The following is a 19,402-nucleotide window of genomic DNA, read 5'->3' as shown; positions in this document are numbered from 1 at the left end:
CAGTGCCATGGCGATCAAACAACTGATTAAACGCACCAGCGGCTGGCTCTATCTCAACTCGTCCGTGGGACGAAACCAGTTGCACGGCGCCGGCGTGATCCTGATGTTGCACCGGGTGCTGTCCAACGACCGCGCCGCCGACCTGCCGCACCGCAACGAACTGTGCGTCGGGCCCAAGGCCTTCGAACATTTGCTGGTGTGGCTGCGCAGGCATTTCGATTGCGTGCCGCTGATGGAGATCCTGCAGCCCAACGCCTTGCGCACCGAGCGTCCGCAAGTGGCGCTGACCTTCGACGACGGCTGGCGCGACAACGCCGCCAACGCCTTCGCGCTGCTACAGAAACATCAGGTGCCGGCGAGCATTTTTCTCTCCACCGATTTCATCGGCAGCCGACAGCGTTTCTGGTGGGAAAGCATCGGCGAAACCCTGTGGGGCAGCCATGGCGAAAAAGCCCGCACGCATCTGATCGAATGCCTGCGATCGATCGGCCAGCCGTTGCCAGTACTGCTGGACGACATCGACGTGGATCGGCGCAGTCTGACTCTGTTGCATTACCTGCAAGGGCTTAAGGCACTTGACCCGATGATGCTCGAACACCTGACCGACCAGTGCCCGCAAGAGTCGCAACCCCAGGCGCTGGACTGGCATCAGGTGCGTTTGATGGAGTCTTCAGGCCTGGTGCGTTTCGGCCCCCACGGCGCCAGTCACGCCATCCTCACCGGCCTTGACGATGTGCGCCTGGGCGAAGAAATCAGTCGCAGCCGCGATGCCCTGCTCAATGGCTGCAACCGGCCATTGCCGGTGTATTGCTACCCCAACGGTGACAACGACGCACGGGTTCGCGAACAGATTGCCAGTCACGATTACCCGTTCGCGCTCGGCACCGGCAGCGGCATTTATCGTGGCAACAGTGATCCGCTGAACCTGCCGCGCTTCGGCGTCAGCCAGCGCACCGCGCGCAATCCGGAACTGCTGTCGTGGCGGATCTATCGCGGGGCGCGGCCATGAGTCGAGGCAATTACCTCAAGCACCTGGCGCTGAGCATGGGCACCAAACTGGCGATGATCGGCCTGCGTCTGCTGAGGAATGTGCTGCTGGCGCGGATCCTCGGCCCCAGCGAACGGGGCCTGTTCGCCCTGCTCAGCACCCTGCCCGATCTGATCAGCGCGGCCACCAGCGGCGGTCTTAATTCGGCGGTCGGTTATCAGGCGGCCAAGCAACGGCCGATGGGGTTGCTGCTGGCTCAGGTGCTGGTGTTCGGTTGCTTGCTCGCGGGTTTGTTGACCTTGCTGGTGGTGGCGCTGGTGCGCGAGTTCGGCAGTGAACTGGACGTGACCATGCAACTCGGTCTGCTGGCGTGGCTGTTGCTGTTGGCGGTGCCGTTGACCGTACTCAAAAGCGGCTTGCTGACCTTGCACAATGCGTCCGGCGGGGTGGTCGCGTTCAATGCCTTGCGCCTGGTGGAATCGTTGGCGCCGCTGCTGCTGTTTCTCGCGCTGTTCTGGATGTGGAAAGAAGCGGCGCTTGAAGCGGCGCTGATCAGTTGGCTGGCCGGCATCAGTCTGGTGGTACTGGTCGGCTGGCTGTGGCTCAAACGCGCGCAGCCGTTGCAGCTGCAATGGGACCGCGCCAGCCAGAACGAACTGCTGCGCTTCAGTGCGCGCAGCCATCCCGATCTGCTGTTCCAGCAGGTGATCCTGCGTTCCGATTACCTGTTCATCGGCGCCCTGCTCGGCAGCACCGCCCTCGGGCATTACGCGATGGCCAGCGCCGCCGCCGAGTTGCTGCTGATCGTCCCGGAAGCGGTGACCACGCCGCTGATGAAACGCCTGCTGCAACAGGACGAAGGCATGGACAAGGTCACCCCGCTGGCCCTGCGCCTGACCGCCACGGTGATGCTCGGCGCCTGCCTGACCATGGCCGTGATCGGCGAATGGCTGATCGTCACCCTGTTCGGGGTCGCCTACCAACCGGCGTATCCGGCGCTGCTGGCGTTGCTGCCGGGGCTGCTGGGCCTGTGCTACGCGAGCATCCTGCGCCTGGACCTGATCGGCAAGAATCGCCCCGGCACGGTGTCGTTGATGATGGGGATCGGCGCGCTGCTCAACCTTGCGCTGAATCTTTTGCTGATTCCGGCCTACGGCATCGTCGGCGCGGCGGCGGCTTCGTCGATTGCCTATCTGGCGGTGACTGTGGCGATGCTGGTGTTGTACTGCCGGTTGAGCGGCGTGGCGTTCTGGCAAACCCTGATCATTCTGCCCAACGACCTCACGCCGATTTGGCTGATGTTGCAGCGTCGCTTTTTACAGCGGAAATCGGCATGAAAGGCCTGGCCCTGCTGCTCGGTCTCGGTCTGTCGCTGGACGCCTTCGCGGCGTCGATGCGCTGGGGCGACATTCGCGACGGCAGCCTGTACCTGCAAGCCGATCGCCCCGATACGGTAACCGTGCGCTGGGCGCCGGCGTGGCAGGCGCAGGCCAACGAAGAGCACATTTACCTGCTCGACGGCCGGGGCCAATTGCAGGGCGACCGCTTCATAAAAGCCAGCGAAACCCGTGGCAGTCAGAGCTGGCCATTGGCGCCGGGCGCCGCGAGTTATCAGCTGGAAATCCCCGGCTACAGCTTCCGCATTTACCGGGTCGAACACGACGAAAACACCGTGGCGCTGTTCGCCCCGGCCAAGGTGCATTTCAGTGCGCAAACCCGTAACGGCGATGAACTGTATTTCAAGGTCGCTGCGGGTGAGCATGCGATATTGGCGGGCAAGTTCCACGGCGGTGTCAGCGGCCTGCAAGCGCAGCGAATCGGCGATGGACAACAGCTGTCATTGGCACTCAAACCCTATCGCGCCTATTGGCAGTTTGATCAGGTGGCGTTGCCGGTCAGCGAACGCGAACAGGTCTGGCGCCTGCGTCTGCAAGGCAGTGGCAAAGCGGCGTTCTGGCTCGATGGCACGACCAATCTGTTTGCACAGACCCCGCAACAGCTCAAACCGCTGCGCGAAGACGACGGCCAGACGCGCCTGACCCTGCACGACAAAGTCCTCGGCCGTACCCCGGATCTGGGCATCGCCCTGCCCTACGTGATGCCGCCGCCGGCCAGTCATCCGCTGCTCGATGCGCTGAAACCGACAGCCGCCAGTTACTACAGTTTTGTCGACGTGACGGCGAAAAATCCGCACTTCGAAGATGCGTTTCGCCAGGTCTATCAGGATCGTTTCGGCATTCGTCAGGACATCACCTTGCTCGCCGGCAGCCAACGTCAGGCCGATCTGCGCGCCGACGTGCAAAGCAACAGCGGCCTCGACGCCTGGCTCGCCGGCACCCGTGCGCTGGGCGGTAAAGGCACCCACTACATCGGGTTCGCCGACGAGCCCAACCTGAATTATTCGAGTTACGAGCAATACCGTTCGATCTTCACCAGCATGGCCCGGCAAGTGCGCAGCGATCCGGCCAATGCCCAGGCCGGTGTGCGTATTGCGATGCCGGCCAGTTCGCGATTGGTCAACGGGCCGTTCGCTGACAACGCGGCGAACAAGCGTGGCATCGACTGGGCGCGGCGCCTGCTGAGTGAGTCCGCCGATCAGGTCGATGCGCTGGCCTGGCACGAGTGGATGATTCGCGATCTGCTCGCCACCCGCGTCTACCGCGACAGCGTGCGCCGGGCGGCGGATCTGGTCGGCCTCGACGCCAAGGGTCAGCCGCGCAAGGCCTTGTTGCTGGACCAGACCAATCTGTCCAGCGGCTCGAGCCTGAGCCCCTACGATCAGGAAACCCATTTCACTTCGCTGTGGTGGGCCTCGGTGGTGATCAACGCCTCCCAGGACGGTTTGCTGACCCTGCTCAACTGGTTCCAGGCCGCCGATGAGCCGCAGTACCCCAAAGGCATGTTGCGGGTGCTGGGCGATGACCGTTTCGAATTGAAACCCGTGGGCCTGGCCCAGCAGTTCATTCAGCAGCATTGGCTGCACAACGTGCTGTGGCTGGAGAACGACGCGTTCGAAGTCGATGTGCTGGCGATGGCCGGCGACGATCAACGCGGGCTGCTCGGCGTGAACAAAGGCACGCGTTTGCAGCGTGTCGATCTGGCGGGTGCCAAATGCCCGTTGAACAACGGCGCGCTGCGTTATTTCGGCGCCGACAACCGCAGTCGCGACGCACCTTTTCGCTGTCAGGACGGTCGCGTGCGCTTCGAGCTGCCCGGGCAGACCCTGTTTGCCCTGAGCTGGAGCGCCTCATGACCGCCCTGTTGATGTCCGGCCGCGCTGGCCCCTGGCCGCGCGATGACTCGCCATCAGGAGCAACGACCATGAATGTTCTGCAAAAAGTCAGCGATCACATCAAACGCAAAGGCCTGCGGGCCACCATGGCCAAGGTGTGGAAGCACTACGTCTTTTCTCACCAGGAACTGCTGTGGATGGAGCGCGATCTGGTCAGTCCGGTGCCGCCCCACAGCCTCAAGCCCTACCCGCCGCTGCGGGTGGTGAAAATCACCCCGGACAACGTCAGCGCCTTCGCCCGCCACTTCGGCGACCGCGTCGGCACCATGGCGGAACTGGCCCGGGAACATCACACCGGGCACATGCATCTGGACGATCAGGGCCATGCGGTGGCCTTCATCTGGGGCACCGCCCGGGACTATTTCGACCGCCACTATTACGGCTGCCTGTTCCCGGTGAAACCCGGTGAATTCTTCGAGTTCGGCGGCGAACTGGCCCGCTCGTATTGGGGCACCGAACTGTCGGTGGACCTGCAACTGCAACTGTGGAAAGCCATGGCCGCCCAGGGCTGCGACAAGGTTGTGGACGTCTGCGAGTTCCACAACATTCCGGCGCTCAAGCTGCACCTGCGCATGGGCTATACCGAACAGGGCCGGATCATGAATGTGTATGAGTTGTTCGGTCGCTGGCGCTTCTATCGCGAAACCCGCTACAGCGGATCGCGTCTGGACGCGCTGCGCAAACCTTCCCGTCCACCTGTCACAGCAACGGCGACCTGAGCCTATGGCGCAATTCGAATGGCGCACCTCGTTGTGCGCACCTGACTTCCCGGCGGCGGCTCATGAAGCGCTGCGCCTGCGGGTGACGGATCACACGCCGTTCAACAGCCTCGACTGGCTGCGTGCGGCAGAGCAGGCGCTCGACGCGCACGAGCGGCTGCATGTATTGCTGGGCTGGGAAGCGGACGAATTGCGCTTTTGCCTGCCGCTGGTGGCCAGCCGTGAACGGTTTTTCGGTTTGCCGTTTCGGGTGGTGCACCACCTGGGTTATCCGCTGGCCGATCGCCTGGCGTTGTTATCACGGCTGAATGCCGAAGACATGCGCCAGGCCTTGCGGCTGATTCGCCAGCGAGTGCCCCACGCCCTGTTGCAACTCAACGAAATCGCCGAGCCGGTCGGCGACGAAAGCCTGCTCACCGAATGGATGGCCCACAGCTCCACCGGCGAACGTCGCTTGAGCTGCCGGGTGCCGGTGCACCTGATCAGCGACGCCGATCGCCAGGAAGTCTCCGGCGACCCGCGCTATAAGCTGCGCCGGGCGCGCAAACGGATTGCCGCGTGCGGCGCCGAAGTCCGGCGGATCATTCCTGACGCGACCAGCATGGGCCCGTTGCTGCAGGCCATCAGTGAAGTCGAAGCGGTCAGTTGGAAAGGCGACGAAGGCGTCGGAATCTTTGCCAGCGAGCGCAGCCGCCGCTGCATGGAAAACGCCTTCACCGCCCTCGCCGCTTCGGATCGGGTCCGCGTGGTGATGCTGGAGTTGGACGGACGTTGCATCAGCTATCGGCTCGGCCTGTTCGAACAGGGCCGGCTCTACGACTACAACCTCGCCTTCCTGCCGCAATACGCCGATCTGGGCAGCGGCCGGGTGTTGCTGGAGGAATGGATTCGCTGGGGGCTGGACGACAATTGGCGCTGGATCGATGCCTCGCGGGTCAGCCTGGAAAACTCCAGCCATCAACTGCACGAACGCATGACCGGGCAACTGGAACACTGGCGCTGGAGCTTCTATTCGTGGCGCCCGAGCGGTCTGTTGCTGGGGCTGGGGCTGCGCGTCTGGCACCGGCTCAAGCCTGCGTTGCAACAATGGCGGGCGAAGCGTGCGGCGGCCAAAGCGGCGGCCATTGCGACAGCTGTGATCAACCCGACCAAGGAGGGCGAACATGCCTCGCCAAGTCATAGTCAACGCTGACGATTTCGGCCTGAGCCCGAACGAAAACGCGGTGATTCTCGGTGCGTTCCAGGCCGGGGTCATCAGTTCCGCCACCGCCATGGCCAACATGCCGGCGTTCGAAGCGGCCTGCGCCTTGGCCCGGCTGCCGCTGCTGGAAGGCCGGATCGGCCTGCACTTCAACCTGACCTACGGCCGACCCTTGAGCCGGGCGATTCTCGAGCGTCGCACTTTCTGCGACAGCCACGGCGTGTTCGACCTCAACCTGCCTCGCCACAGCCTGTGGCTGAGCCGGGAAGATCGCGAGGCGGTGCAGGAAGAATTGCAGGCGCAGTGGCAGCGCTGCGTCGATCACGGGGTGCGTCCCAGCCACCTCGATTCACATCAGCACGTGCACAACATCTGGCCGATCGGCGAGATCGTCGCGCGCTTCGCCGCCCATCAAGGGGTGCCGGTGCGCCTGGCGCGCAACCTGGGGCAAAACCTCAGCCTGCCCAAACGCGTGTTCAAGGGTTTGCTCAACCGTCGGTTGCAAGGTCTGGCCGGGGTTACGGCGGATTACGTCTGCACACCGGTGGACCTGCGCAACGCGCCCGCGCCGACCGACGGTGTGCTGGAAATAGTCGCCCATCCAAACCAGCTCGGGGCGGACTTCGGTGATGCCTATCTGCAACCCGGAGAGTCTCTGAGCCTTGTGCTAGAGCAGCGGCTGGCGGGCGTTCCACGGGTTTCCTATGCCGACTTGAACAGGGATTTCCTACGCGGTGCCGCGGCACTCTGAACGGTTACATAACTTGCAATAAATTCAAAGCTGGCGCTTTGACATGAACTGGCAAGGCTTGATCTATACCCACAAAAGCGACATCCACAACACCCGGGCTTCGGCCACGGAGGGCATCATGAGCGTCATTCAAAAGCTGCGCGAACGTATCAAGCAAAAAGGCCTGAGCCGCACCTTCGGCACGTTGTGGAAACGCTACGTGTTCTTCCATTGGGAACTGTTGTGGATGGAGCGCGACCTGGTCAGCCCGGTACCGCCGCACAAGCTGCGCCCCTACGACGGCCTGCGCAAAGTCGACATCACCGCCGAGAATGCCGGCGCGTTCGCCAAACACTTCGGTGACCGCGTGCAGACCATGGCCGAACTGGCCAACGAGGGCCACACCGGGCACATGTACCTGGACGCCGACGGCCATGCGGTGGCGTTCATCTGGGGCAGCATTCGCGACTACCACGACCGCCACTATTACGGCTGCACCTTCCCGGTCAAACCCGGCGAGTTCTTCGAATTCGGCGGCGAAATGACCCGCGCCTACTTCGGCAGCAGCCTGTCAGTGGACGTCCAGGTCGCCCTCTGGGAGGCCATGGCCGCTCAGGGCTGCCACAAAGTGGTGGATGTCTGCGAAACCCACAACATCCCGGCGCTGAAACTGCACATCCGCATGGGCTACCACGAACAGGGCCGCGTCACCCACGTCTATTGCCTGTTCGGCAAATGGCGGTTCTTCCGCGAAACCCGCTACGCCGGCTCACGCCTGGACCCGCTGCGCAAACCGGGACGGCCGGTGGTGACGGCGGCTGCGCAGGCTTGATCCAGTTTTGAGATTTGCGGCGTTCTCTCTATCGCTTTCGCGAGCAAGCTCGCTCCCACAGTAATTCTCGGTGAACTACATATTTGTGTACGCCGCAAACACTGTGGGAGCGAGCTTGCTCGCGAAGGGGCTCGTAAGCTCAACACACCGGTTCGCCAGAACTTCAGCTTTTAATGACTACCAACGTAAAACACATCGGCATCTGCGCCTCGCGGTTCTGGTACTGGTCATACACGTCTTCCCGGTTCGAGTGCGGGTATTCCTTGAAGTGCGTGATGTTCAGGCCGGCCTCGATGGCGGCGGTGAAGATTGCGCCGAGGCTGTGCACGAACCAGTAGGACTTCGCCGCCGGCTGTTCGACCTTGCCGACGTAGACGATCGGCTTTTCCAGCACGAAAGGTTCTTGGCGGAAATACGAGGTGGCGAGGCGAAACGGGTCTTCGGCCTCGGGGTCGACCATTTCCAGGAATGGGTGGGTTTCGTAGATCACCAGCCGTCCGCCCGGCTTGAGGGTCGAGGCGACGTGGCGGAAGAATTCGCCGATGTCGGGCATCCAGCCAAAGACGCCGATGGTGATCAGCGCGACGTCGAAACGGGCGCGCAGCGCTTCAGGCAAATGATGAATATCGGCTTCGATGAATTCGGCATTGTGCGGCGAACGCTTGTTCAGTTCGCGGGCCTGTTCGAGAAACGCGCTCGACTGATCGATACCGATCACGCTCCGTGCGCCGAGGGCGAACAGTGACAGGCTCTCGCGGCCGTTGTTGCAACACAGCTGAACGACGTCTTTGCCATCGACACCGACCTGCTCGAGCAAGCCGCGAAGGGTGTCGTCGAGGCAGGAAAAGTCAGCCTGCGTGACTTCGGTCAGCAAGGCCTGCCAGTCGGGCGAATCCTGATGATGACGGGCGGAATCATTCCACGCCTGACGATTGCTCTCGACGGCATTTTTATTGTTTGGCACTTCCATGGCGCACTCCGGGCGATGCTCACAATCGAGCGGCCCGAGTCTAGTTCAGCCTCGCGCTACAGGTTGTTGCGAACTTGTAAGCCGACAACACTTGCACCAACGCCTGCATCACGGACAGCTATAGTTAATAGCCTTGGGGAAATCCGCTTCCACAGGTGCTGCCATGGGAATGTTCAGTCGATTGCTGCTGTCCGTTTGTCTACTCGCCGCCACTCAGGCTCAGGCGCTGGACAGCAACTTCAATTACTACGGTTCCGACCAGCCTTTCGCCCACCCCGCTCCGCCGTCGCTGTCCGCTCAGCCACCCCGGCCGTTCGATGACACGCCGCCGCAGGATTTCATCGTCATCCCGGATCGCCACGTGTTCCATGACTCGCAACTGCCCACAGTGGCCGATGCGACGGTGCGGGTGTTCATCCGCACCTACGATGCCGAGCGCGGCATTTACGTCAACGACGAAGTGCTGGACCCGACGTGCGTGCTCGAATGCCTGAGCCCGCCGAATCCACGCAGCAACGCCGTTTACCACTGACACTTGTCCGGACGGGCCAGGCCGAGTTTTTCGATGCGGTAGCGCAGCATGTCGCGGCTCAGGCCCAACAGGCGCGCCGATTTGGTGACGTTCCAGTCGGTCTTGTCGAGCATCTTGCGCACCATGTCGCGTTCGACTTCCGGCAGGTTCATCGACTCGGTGTTGCTCGCCGGACGTGGTTCGAAATGCTGCACTTCGTGCTGATGCTGCGGTGGCAGGTCATCGCACAGACTCATGCAGACATTCAGTTGATGCGCGGCGATGGTGTCGTTCGGCGCCAGCAACACGGTCTGTTCGAGCATGTTGCGCAATTCGCGCACATTGCCCGGCCAGGTGTAACTGAGCAGCAGTTGCTCGGCCTGATCGCTGAAATGCAGGTTCGGTTTGCCGTAGCGCTTGCCGTGGCTGGCGAGGAAGTGCCGGGCCAGCAGCAGGATGTCTTCGCCACGGGCATACAGACGCGGCACCTTGATCGAGATGATCCGCAAACGGAAAAACAGATCACGGCGAAACTTGCCCTGCTGGACCATCTGCTCAAGGTTGCAATTGGTGGCGCTGATCACCCGCAGGTTGACCTTGCGCTCCTTCACCGAGCCGACCCGGCGGATGGTCCGATCCTCGAGCAGTTTGAGCAGCTTGGCCTGCAACAGCAGGTCCATTTCGCCGATCTCGTCAAGGAACAAGGTGCCGCCGTCCGCCGCTTCCACCAGTCCGACCCGGCGATCCTTGGCGTCGGTGAATGCGCCTTTCTCGTGGCCGAACAGTTCTGACTCCACCAGGTTGGACGGAATCGACGCACAGTTGAATTCAACGAACGGGCCCTTGCTGCGCGGACCGTCGAAGTGCAGCGCGCGGGCCACCAGTTCCTTGCCGGTACCGGTCTCACCTTCCACCAGTACCGGCGGCAGGTCGGTGTTGGCCATGCGCCGCTCGGCGTCGAGCAACTGGCCGATGGTGTTTTTCAGGTACTGCATCGGCGACGACTCGCCGATCAGCGCCTGCACGCCGGATTTCTGCGCTTCGCGCTCCTGGTAGAACGACAGCGTGCGCTCCATCCGTTCGGTGGCCAGGGCCTTGTCCAGCAGCAGTTTGAGTTCCGGCAGCGCGACCGGTTTTGTGACGTAATGAAAGGCGCCCTCCTTCATGGCGACCACCGCGTCTTCGACGTTGCCGTAACCGGTCATCATGATCACTTTCAGTTCCGGCGCGCTGATGCGCAGCTTCTGGATCAGATCGTGACCGCTCATGCCCGGCAGCGAGTTGTCGGTCAGGACGATGTCCGGCATGAAACTTTCCAGCTGCGTCAGCGCGTCCTCGGCCGAGTGGCAGACCGTCACCTCGAAGTCTTTGCGCTCCAGGTAGGTCTGAATATTCTCGGCCAGCAGTTCGTCATCCTCGACCAGCAGAATGCTGTGTTCCATATTCCCCTCCCGATGCCACTCTAAAGTTGAGACTGACGCGGGTTCCTTCCTGCTCCCGGCTGGTCAGCACGACCGAACCCTGAAACCGCTCCATGATTCTTTTGACCAGCGCCAGGCCGACCCCGAGGCCGCCCTGTTTGGTGGTGAAAAACGGTTTGAACACCAGTTGTTGCTGCTGCGCGCTCATGCCTCTGCCGGTGTCGCTCAGGGTCATGCGCACATGACCGGTGTGCGGTGTTTCAATCTCGACACTCAGTACGCCCCCCTTGGGCATCGCTTCCAGGGCGTTGGCAAACAGGCTATTGAGAATTTGCGTCAGCAGCACCTTTTGGCTGATGACCGGCGGGCAATTTTGTGGCGTGAATCGCACTTCGACGCCATTGCGCCGGATCAACGCGTCAAACGCCCCCAGGGTGTCCTCGACCGCCGCCAGCAGTTCCACCGCCTCGCCGTCGTCACTCATCGGACGCAACGACACCAACAGCTCGCGCACCCAGCGCGACATGCGGTCGACCTGGCTGATGATGTCGCCGATATTGCGCTGCGCACCGGGGCTGGCGACTTCCTGGGCCAGTTCGGCGCTGGAGCGAATGGTCGCCAGCGGATTGCGCAAACTGTGGGCCACCGCCGAGGACATCTCGCCCAGGGCGACAAAGGTTTCGTTACTGATCAGTTGCCGTTGCTGGCTCTGCAGCAGGGTCGAGGCGCGCCGCACGATCCAGAACAGCCCCAGGTAAATCACCGCGCCGCCGAGGAGGGTCGCGGCCCAGATCGAAGCGAACCCTCGATCGATGCGGTCCACCAGATCCGCCGGTTCCTTGTAGATTTCCACCATGGCGACCACTTTGCTTTTGTCGGCGTTGAACATCGGAATGTAGTTTTCGATGAACAGGTATTTCGGTTCCCGCGACAGCCGCTGCTCGGGTTTTTCATCGTCGATCTTGTGATAGCTGGAAGACACCGGGACTTTCATCTCGAACGACTCATCCAGTTCGTCGTCGTCTTCAAACTTGACGTTGATCAGCTCGGGGTTGGTCGACCAGATGACCGTGCGATCCAGGGCATACACCGTGGCCAGCAACACGTCGGGCAGGTGTTCGACATGATCGAGAAACTCCGCGCGGGCCGCGGCATGGGCCAATTGATCGACGTCGGGGTAATTCTGATCCTGGCGCGGGTCGAGCATTTCGCCCATGGTCCGTTGCGGCGTGATGTTGGCGTGGCGCATTTCCGCATCGCCGATGGCCTGCACGAACTGCGCGGTGAGCAGTGCATCGCGCTCCACGCTTTCGGTAACCACGAAGCGCGTGGAGATATAACCCAGCCCCAGCGCCACGGCCGCGATGATGAAAAAACTGGCCAGCGAGAACCAGCGCAGGAGGTTGAACTGTCTGCCCCAACTCTTGATGGCTGCCAACGCCACGTTCGGCGCTGCTGTTTTTTGTTCTTCCAGTCGCTGCATGGGAATGCCCTGGCGTTTTTGTGTCGAGCCCGTTACAGCCGCCTTCTCGAATGAGTGTAGGTGGCAATGACCGTGGCATACGGTTCAATGATGCTATTTAGCCGCTACTGCATACGACTCACCGCTTCGCTGGCAGAGCCCGGTTTTACTGGCGTCAACGCCCCGTCGGCCAAGGGTTGCACGGACGGATGCTGACGCTCGGTTTCGGCACTCAGAAAGTCGATGATCGACTGCGCCGAAGCCTCGTCCAGACGCAGATTCGGCATCGGGATGCGCTCGTATTGCTCGAACAGTTGCAGTGCGATCGGGTCTTTCTCCGCCAGCACGCGATCCGGTTCGCGGATCCAGCGATTGAGCCAGGCCGGGTCACGCTGGCGGGTCACGCCGATCAGGTCCGGGCCGATGTTGCGCATGCCGATGCCCTCGCCGTCCTGCGGGCCGAGGCTGTGACACGAAGCGCAACGGGTGCGGAACAGTTCTTCGCCATTGCTCGGCGGACGGATCTGCGGGGCGTCGGCATAGCTTTCTTCAGTGCTGGCCTGTTTCCAGTTCTGCAAGGTATTGGCGAGCTGATCGGCGAGGATCCACGGGTTCTCGAACGGCGAGGCTTTCATCCAGCGCCCGGTGCTCTGGTTACCGACAATCAGGCTCAGGTTGTGATCCTTGGTGCGGCCGTTGTCGACGCCTTCGATGAACAGCCCGAGCTTCTTGCGCAGCTCGGTGACGTCTTCGAATTCACCCGTGAGGAATTTCCAGCCAGGAGCGACCTTGAAGCGTTGCGAATAGGCCTTGAGCACTTGGGGGGTGTCGCTCAGCGGATCGATGGTGATCGAGTAGAAGAAAATGTCTTTGCCGACCCGGTCCCCCAGCAGCTTCTGCACCTGGCGCAGGCGCGCGGTTTCCAGCGGGCAGGAGTCGCTGCACGAGGTGAAGATGAAGTTGATCACCACCACTTTGTCTTTGATCAGGTCATCGAAAAAACGCACCTGCCGACCGTCCTGATCGGTCAGCAGGGTGTTGGGGAAATAGTCGCCACCCCACGGGGTGGCGGATTCGCTGGCGCCGTCGGGCTGCGACTGATGGGCGATGAGCACCTGACTGCCAAGCAGGCAGGTGACCAGCACCAGAATCAGGTGCATGCCCAGGGCGCGGGAGCGCGGCGTTGGCTGGGTCATGTCGGCTCCCTCCCTGCTCATGGTTTCACGGTCACTTGCGGGCCGAAGCCGTCGCCGGTGCGGAAGGTCGGCAGCGCGGCGGAGTTGACGTAGCGCACGCCATCCCAGCTCGGTAGCGGCGTCGGCATCAACTGCAGTTGCCCGGGTTTTTCCAGGTCCCAGCGCAGCAGCATCGAGTTGTCCTCATGCTGGGTGTTGTGACAGTGCTCCATGTAGGTCCCGGCAAACTCGCGGAAGTTGATCGCCATCTCGACGTTATCCAGCCCGTCGGCTTCCGAACCGATCCGGTAGACGTCCTTGCGGGCCCATTTTTCCCACTCAGGCGGAGCCTTGCCGCCACGGCTGAGGATGATGCCTTCCTCAAAGTGCACGTGCACCGGATGGCTCCAGCCCTTGCCGCCGGCCTTGATACTCCACACCTCCAGGGTGCCGATACCGCTGACCCCGGCGTCGGTCGGGCCGCTGGCCAGTTTGGTCGAGGCATTCAACCGGCGCGGGTCCATGTGAAAGCCGAAACCGCCATCGGTCTTGATCGTCCACGGCGCTTCGTCGGTGCCGTCGGCGCGACCGAAGATGAAGGTCCGGTGCAGTGCCCTGGCGAGCAAGGCCTTGTCGGCAGCGTTGTCGCGGTGGATCTTCAGCGGAATCATTACCATGCCTTCGGCCTTGCCCGGTTTGGCCGGCTCGTAGGCCGCCGGGTCCATGGCCAGGTCCTGACCGGTGTAGGCCTTGACGTTGAGTTGCAGGACTTTGCCCACCACCGGGTCACCCCTGTCCCACTGCGGCCCCTTGCTGGTCTGCTTGATCACCGGCAGGTATTTCTCCGAGAGCACGTCGGCCAGCGGGATCACTTCTTTCGGGCCTTTGCCGTCGTCCTGGGCTTGCAGGTTGACGAAGAACAGCTTGTCACCCGGCTTGATGCCGTTTTTCGCGAAGTTGACGATGATGTCGAACCGCTCGGCGATGCCCTGGGTCGGCAGAATCGCATTGTGGTTCTGTTTGTCGCCGTCGGCATCAAGGTCCATCGAACCGTCGAACGGCACGCTGTGTTCCATGATGTTGCCGTCGTTGGCGATCATGTGGAACGGCACACGGCTGTACGACACACCGGCGTTTTTCGGCCCCGGGAATTCGCCGCCGTTGCCTTTGACTTCACGCACCAGCGCGAACTTGAAGTAGCGCGATACCGAACCGTTGAGGATGCGGAAGCGATAGCTGCGCGCCCTCACATCGAGGGTCGGTTTCCATTGCCAGTTGACCAGCACCTGGTCGCCGATGAAGCCATCGGTGTTGAACGGGTTGAACCACAACTGACCTTGCTGATCCCAGGCCTTGTCGGCGAACACCAGGTTGACGTCGTAGTCGCGGTTGCCCCACGGCAACGCGCTACCGCTGGGGAAACGCAGGTTGACGCCGTCGTTCACCGATTCATTGCCGCGATCCAGGGCGCTGTAGTAGTTCATCATCGCCGCGTTGCCCTTGTAGACGTTCTGCGCGGTGAAATCGAGCATGTGGTCGTGGAACCAGTGGGTGCTCATGGTTTCGCGCCAGTCGCCACGAATCTTGATGGTGCCGTGGTCGCAGGTCTTTTTCGCAGGCTGCACGTCGTTGACCCACAGGGTTTCACCCGGCGCGCACGGGAATGCCGCGCGTGGGTCTTCAGCCTTGGTGTTGATGCTGTCGTAACCGGCGAGCTGGATCGGCCAGCGATAGTCGTAGTACTGGCCGGGAAAGAAGAACGCGTTGGCATAACCATCGCTTTCTGCCGGCGCGTGGCCGTTATGCTCGTGGGTGGTGATGGTGTGCAGACCGAAACCGCGGTTGGCGGAAGGGTCGATCGGCAAGCCGTTGTAGTGACGCATCAGCACCGGTTGGCCGTAGCGCACCATCAACAGTTTCGGTGGCAGCGTGCCGTCAAAGGTCCACACCGAATTATGGTCCTGCACCGGCATCGCCGGGTGGAAGCGCGCATCGACACCCTTGGCCGTGCCATCGGTCGCAGGCACACCCGCGACGTTATGGTACAGACCACCGGGGCCGAACTCGCCAACCGCATAACCGTGCATTTGCCGACTGTCACGCAGGCCGCCGTTCAGCCGCGCACCGGTCTGCACGGTCTTGTAGGCGACTTGCGGGTAGAACTCGTTCCAGCGCTGGTGGGCCCAGCCTTTTCCCGGTGGCCGGCCTTCGGCAGAAGAGCCGATATGACGGTTGAGGAACAGTTCGATCTGCGCCTGCCACGGGTTGCGGTCAACCACGTTGGCAAACTGGCTCGGGAATGGCGTGAGCCCCGGCTGACGCAAAAACGCGTCCAGCGCGGTGCCGGGAGGCGCACTGCGGGCGATGTTGTTCGGGTCCTGCGCCGGTGCCGGGCCGATGGCCGCTGGCGGGAAACTCAAGGGTGCTGCCGGTGTGGTGGGGTCGAGTTTTTCCGGGCCGAATTCTTCGAACAGCACCAGTTGCTGAGTGAACGGCTGGGCACCGTACAGTGGGCTCGGCTTGCCGTTGGTGGGGTAATTGAAACTGGTCTGGACAGCGGGCGGCAGGATGTTTTCCGTGCGCGTCGTGTTGCGCGTGCCTTTGACCCCATCGGGCAGATCGAAGGAGTCTTCGTTGGCCTCGGGCATCGTCAGGATGGCGTTGAGTGCCGCCGGTTCATCGGCCGGCTCGTCGTAGTACGCCGACGGGTCGGACGCTTCCGGCTGGTTTTCGTCGTCGATCGGACTCGCTCGAACCCCGGACATATTACCGAGGGTCAACATCAGAACGACGCTCAGTGGCGTCAACAGGAATAGCTTTTTGGGGTCACGCGTTGTTCTGTCCATCACCAACCGCCTCATCTAAGGAAGGGGTGATGATGTTTTGCAATTACCTCGCCAAAAAATCTTTTCCAGTTGTAACAGTGGCTTGCGCGCGCTGTTGCATTCCCCACTCCCCGGTGACCGGGGCCTGACACCCACTGCTGGGGGAAAGTTCACCCCAACTTACTGAATGAGCTGAAACGCCAGACGAACGGTGGTGCCTTCGCCTTCGCGGCTGTCCAGACTCACACCGCCGCCGAAGCGCTCCATGATCCGTTTGACCAGCACCAGCCCAACGCCAAGGCCGCCCTGTTTGGTGGTGAAGAACGGCCGGAACGCCATGCTGCGCTGTTCTTCGTTCATGCCTTTGCCGGTGTCGCTGAGCATGACGATCACGCCACGGCTGTCGCCCGGTTCGAGGGTGATAGTCAGCGTGCCGCCCTTGTCCATCGCTTCCAGCGCGTTCGCCAGCAGGCTGTTGAGGATCTGTGCGAGCTGCACCGGCTGACTCAGCACCATCGGCGTCTGCTGGGGATGAAACACCACGTGCACGCCGGCCTTGGCGATCTGCTGCTCGAACGCCATCAGGCTGTCGTGCAGCGCCGCCACCAGATTCACCGGTTCCGGGTCATCATTGAGCGGTCGCAACGATTGCAGCAGCTCGCGCACCCACTTCGACATGCGATCGACCTGGCCGATGATGTCCTTGATGTTTTTCTGCGCAGGTCCCGCATCGAACTCCAGCGCCAGCTCGGCACTGGAACGGATGGTCGCCAGCGGGTTGCGCAGGCTGTGAGCCACCGCCGAAGACATCTCACCCAGGGCGACAAACGTTTCGTTGGCGATCAGTTGTTTTTGCTGGGCTGCCAGCAGGATTGCCGCCCGGCGCACGATCCAGTACAGCCCCAGATAAATCAGTCCGCCGCCCAGCGCGGTGGCCAGCCAGATCAGTGCCAACCCGCGCTCCATGCGGGCGATCAAGTCTTTGGGCTCTTTATAGATCTCGACCATCGCCGTGACGTTCTTGCCCTCGGCGTCGAACAGCGGGATGTAGTTTTCGATGAAGATGTATTCCGGCGGCACCACGAATTTCTGCTCTTCACGGGCCTTGTCTACATCGTGATAGCTGGCCGACACCGGAATCCTTTGATCGAACGCCCGGTCGAGGTCTTCGTCGGAATGAATGCGGGTGTTGACCAGTGCGGGATTGGTCGACCAGATCACGGTTCGATCCGGCGCATAAACGTTGGCAAGGATCACATCCGGCAAATGTTCGATGTGATCAAGAAATTCGCCCCGCGCGCTGGCCCTGGCTTGCGGGTTCACATCGGGAAAGTCGTTGTCCTGACGAGGGTCAAGCAGCTCCCCCATGGTGCGGATATTGGGGATCGAGACGTGGCGCACTTCGGCCGAGGCGATGGCCTGAATGAACTGCGCGGTCAGCAAGGCATCGCGCTGCACGCTTTCCTCGATCACGAACCGTGTCGACACCGCCCCCAGCGCTACTGCCACAGTGCCGATCACCGCCATGCTGATCAGTGAAAACCAGCGCAACAGGTTGAACGACTGTTTGGGCGAGCTCAGCCGCTGGCTGCCCTGCTCGACCGGTAGCGATGTTGACTGCATGTTCATGGCGGCGACTTCCCGATACGTCCCTATAGGGTTATAGCCCACGGTTGGGTGTTTGCCCGGATGCGGGTCCCCACAAGCCCCCGGATAACCAGCGCCCTCCCCACAATCCCCAATGCTGGGGAAAGTCGCCCTGTCCGGGCGGGCGTCCCTGTCCCCCACGGCAAGCCGCGAACCCTTGCGCCACGGGCCTTTGCCGCCAGCTGGCGCGTCGTTGGTATGGAAGTTGTAAAGCCCTCTGCAACTGACCCATCCCCAAGGGGCAGGTACTTTGATAGAGGGATTAACTCATGCACCCTTTACTGTCCAAAACCGCGACCGTCCTGGTCGTAAGCGCCTTGGCCCAGGGCATTGCCCAGGCCGCTCTGTTCGCCGTCGACCCGGGTCCCTACACACCGGCCAATGGCGGTTTCGCCAGCTGGTATCAGGACACCCACGGTCGCACCCTGGATCTGTGCCTGTCCAAAGCGCTCAGCTCCCGCGTGCCAAGCACACCGGGCGCCCCGTCGTACATGTGCTCGCTGTTGCCGACCCCCGGCGTGTTCGATGACACGCAACCGCTCGTATTCCCCACCAACTTCCCCGATGAAGCATTCTGGTTCACCGGCGATACTTCCATCGTCGATGCGGCACGCGGCATCGACCTGACTTACGTCAGCGCCGTCGAGGCCGCGTTCGGGGGCGGCGACCCTGCGGAAGGCGACCAGATCAGCTTCGCGCGGATCCGCATCCGGGTCGACGTGCCCACCGCCGGCACCTACGTCATCACCCACCCCTACGGCGTCGATGTGTTCACCGTCGACACCCCCGGTCGCCGCGCGATCAACATGACTCGCGACATCGGCATCGGCACCCCGCAAACCTACGACGGCGCGCTCAAGGGTGACATCGGTCCATTCCTGCGCAGCGTCAACGGGCCTTACACCGAGACCAACCCATTGACCGGTGCGGCCGAGCAGTTTGTCGGCGACCCGAACCTCAACGAAGCGGTGACCGGCAGCCCGTTCAACACCAACTACGTGCGGATCGAAGGCCCGGGGGGCATAGACCTGCGCACCACGACCTTCGCCGTGTCCGGCAAGTTGTCGACGGTGGTGCGGCCAACCCCGCTGATTGCGCAGCGCAGCACCTACTCGCGCAAACCCGGCGACAGTGCGCCGGTGGCCCAGCAAGACGTATTTGTCCAGGCGCCGCCAGCGCCCGGTACCGCCGCCATCACCAGCAGCACACCCGTGGTGAACATGACAGAAGCCGACAGCACCGGCAGCTGGTACGCGCAATCGGCGGTCAACCCGGCCTTGCCGACCGTGCTGCAAGTGACCGCCGACAACCACCTGGCGATCGCCACCAGTTCACCGACCACCCTGCCCATGACCCTGACCGACCTGGTGGTGATCCAGCGCGCCGAGTACAGCCTCAGTTCCGGGCAATTGACTGTGGAGGCTTCGACCAGTGACGAAACTTCGCCACCGGTACTCACCGCGACCTCCGGCACCGGCGCCACCATCGGTGCGCTGGGCGGTGATGGCGCGGTGAAAACCCTGTCCACCGGGATCACGCCGATTCCACCGGCCAGGGTTCGGGTGACGTCGTCCAACGGCGGCAGCGATACCGAAGAAGTGGTCATCGTGCAATGAACGCTCACATGCC

15 protein-coding genes are annotated in these 19,402 nt (G+C 62.3%); 9 read left to right on the top strand and 6 right to left on the bottom strand.

Translation table 11 applies throughout. The annotated features are described in order from the left end of the window. Nucleotides 1–7: 7 nt before the first annotated feature. From MKZ87_RS14840 to MKZ87_RS14810, 7 genes are all read left to right on the top strand, one after another. Complete coding sequence (locus MKZ87_RS14840; RefSeq protein WP_085704875.1) at nucleotides 8–1,009, top strand: polysaccharide deacetylase family protein; 1,002 nt, start codon at nucleotides 8–10, stop codon at nucleotides 1,007–1,009. Beyond that, nucleotides 1,006–2,325 carry a lipopolysaccharide biosynthesis protein gene (locus MKZ87_RS14835; protein ID WP_085704873.1) on the top strand — a complete coding sequence of 440 codons (1,320 nt, stop codon included), beginning with the start codon at nucleotides 1,006–1,008 and terminating at the stop codon, nucleotides 2,323–2,325. Before MKZ87_RS14840 ends, MKZ87_RS14835 begins: the two co-directional genes overlap by 4 nt. Continuing rightward, a complete protein-coding gene (locus tag MKZ87_RS14830; RefSeq protein ID WP_085704871.1) occupies nucleotides 2,322–4,241 on the top strand; it encodes a hypothetical protein in 1,920 nt (639 codons plus the stop codon). The genes MKZ87_RS14835 and MKZ87_RS14830 overlap by 4 nt, the downstream gene beginning before the upstream one ends. A gap of 68 nt (nucleotides 4,242–4,309) precedes the next feature. Then, nucleotides 4,310–4,999, top strand: coding sequence for a GNAT family N-acetyltransferase (locus tag MKZ87_RS14825; RefSeq protein ID WP_085698906.1), 690 nt, complete (start codon nucleotides 4,310–4,312; stop codon nucleotides 4,997–4,999). A 4-nt stretch (nucleotides 5,000–5,003) separates the two neighbouring features. Next, nucleotides 5,004–6,191, top strand: a complete 1,188-nt coding sequence (locus MKZ87_RS14820; RefSeq protein WP_085704869.1) for a GNAT family N-acetyltransferase — start codon at nucleotides 5,004–5,006, stop codon at nucleotides 6,189–6,191. Continuing rightward, nucleotides 6,163–6,951 carry a ChbG/HpnK family deacetylase gene (locus MKZ87_RS14815; RefSeq protein ID WP_085704867.1) on the top strand — a complete coding sequence of 263 codons (789 nt, stop codon included), beginning with the start codon at nucleotides 6,163–6,165 and terminating at the stop codon, nucleotides 6,949–6,951. The genes MKZ87_RS14820 and MKZ87_RS14815 overlap by 29 nt, the downstream gene beginning before the upstream one ends. A gap of 118 nt (nucleotides 6,952–7,069) precedes the next feature. Beyond that, nucleotides 7,070–7,762, top strand: coding sequence for a GNAT family N-acetyltransferase (locus MKZ87_RS14810; protein WP_085698904.1), 693 nt, complete (start codon nucleotides 7,070–7,072; stop codon nucleotides 7,760–7,762). 163 nt (nucleotides 7,763–7,925) lie between these two features. Here MKZ87_RS14810 and MKZ87_RS14805 read toward each other — a convergent pair whose 3' ends face one another. Further along, complete coding sequence (locus tag MKZ87_RS14805; protein WP_085704865.1) at nucleotides 7,926–8,732, bottom strand: class I SAM-dependent methyltransferase; 807 nt, start codon at nucleotides 8,730–8,732, stop codon at nucleotides 7,926–7,928. Nucleotides 8,733–8,895: 163 nt separating this feature from the next. Between MKZ87_RS14805 and MKZ87_RS14800 the strand changes: the two genes are divergently transcribed. After that, nucleotides 8,896–9,264 carry a hypothetical protein gene (locus MKZ87_RS14800; RefSeq protein ID WP_085698607.1) on the top strand — a complete coding sequence of 123 codons (369 nt, stop codon included), beginning with the start codon at nucleotides 8,896–8,898 and terminating at the stop codon, nucleotides 9,262–9,264. On the opposite strand, the gene MKZ87_RS14795 is transcribed toward MKZ87_RS14800, so the two are convergent. From MKZ87_RS14795 to MKZ87_RS14775, 5 genes are all read right to left on the bottom strand, one after another. Then, nucleotides 9,255–10,685 (bottom strand): sigma-54-dependent transcriptional regulator, encoded by a 1,431-nt coding sequence (locus MKZ87_RS14795; RefSeq protein ID WP_266201202.1) that lies wholly within the window; start codon nucleotides 10,683–10,685, stop codon nucleotides 9,255–9,257. The genes MKZ87_RS14800 and MKZ87_RS14795 overlap by 10 nt on opposite strands. Next, nucleotides 10,654–12,147 carry an ATP-binding protein gene (locus tag MKZ87_RS14790; RefSeq protein WP_085704863.1) on the bottom strand — a complete coding sequence of 498 codons (1,494 nt, stop codon included), beginning with the start codon at nucleotides 12,145–12,147 and terminating at the stop codon, nucleotides 10,654–10,656. The genes MKZ87_RS14795 and MKZ87_RS14790 overlap by 32 nt, the downstream gene beginning before the upstream one ends. Before the next feature lie 104 nt (nucleotides 12,148–12,251). Continuing rightward, nucleotides 12,252–13,322, bottom strand: coding sequence for an SCO family protein (locus MKZ87_RS14785; RefSeq protein ID WP_416383551.1), 1,071 nt, complete (start codon nucleotides 13,320–13,322; stop codon nucleotides 12,252–12,254). 17 nt (nucleotides 13,323–13,339) lie between these two features. Beyond that, the gene (locus MKZ87_RS14780) at nucleotides 13,340–16,147 is read right to left on the bottom strand and encodes a multicopper oxidase domain-containing protein (protein ID WP_085698603.1); all 2,808 of its coding nucleotides are present in this window, start codon (nucleotides 16,145–16,147) and stop codon (nucleotides 13,340–13,342) included. A gap of 159 nt (nucleotides 16,148–16,306) precedes the next feature. Next, nucleotides 16,307–17,755, bottom strand: coding sequence for an ATP-binding protein (locus MKZ87_RS14775; protein ID WP_266201200.1), 1,449 nt, complete (start codon nucleotides 17,753–17,755; stop codon nucleotides 16,307–16,309). 287 nt (nucleotides 17,756–18,042) lie between these two features. Between MKZ87_RS14775 and MKZ87_RS14770 the strand changes: the two genes are divergently transcribed. Further along, complete coding sequence (locus tag MKZ87_RS14770) at nucleotides 18,043–19,389, top strand: hypothetical protein (protein ID WP_085698601.1); 1,347 nt, start codon at nucleotides 18,043–18,045, stop codon at nucleotides 19,387–19,389. Nucleotides 19,390–19,402: the final 13 nt, after the last annotated feature.

This window comes from Pseudomonas sp. MCal1, assembly GCF_026341415.1.
Classification (GTDB): Bacteria; Pseudomonadota; Gammaproteobacteria; order Pseudomonadales; family Pseudomonadaceae; genus Aquipseudomonas.
The sequence above is the reverse complement of the archived record's forward strand: the minus strand, read 5'-3'. Positions and strand labels throughout refer to the sequence as shown.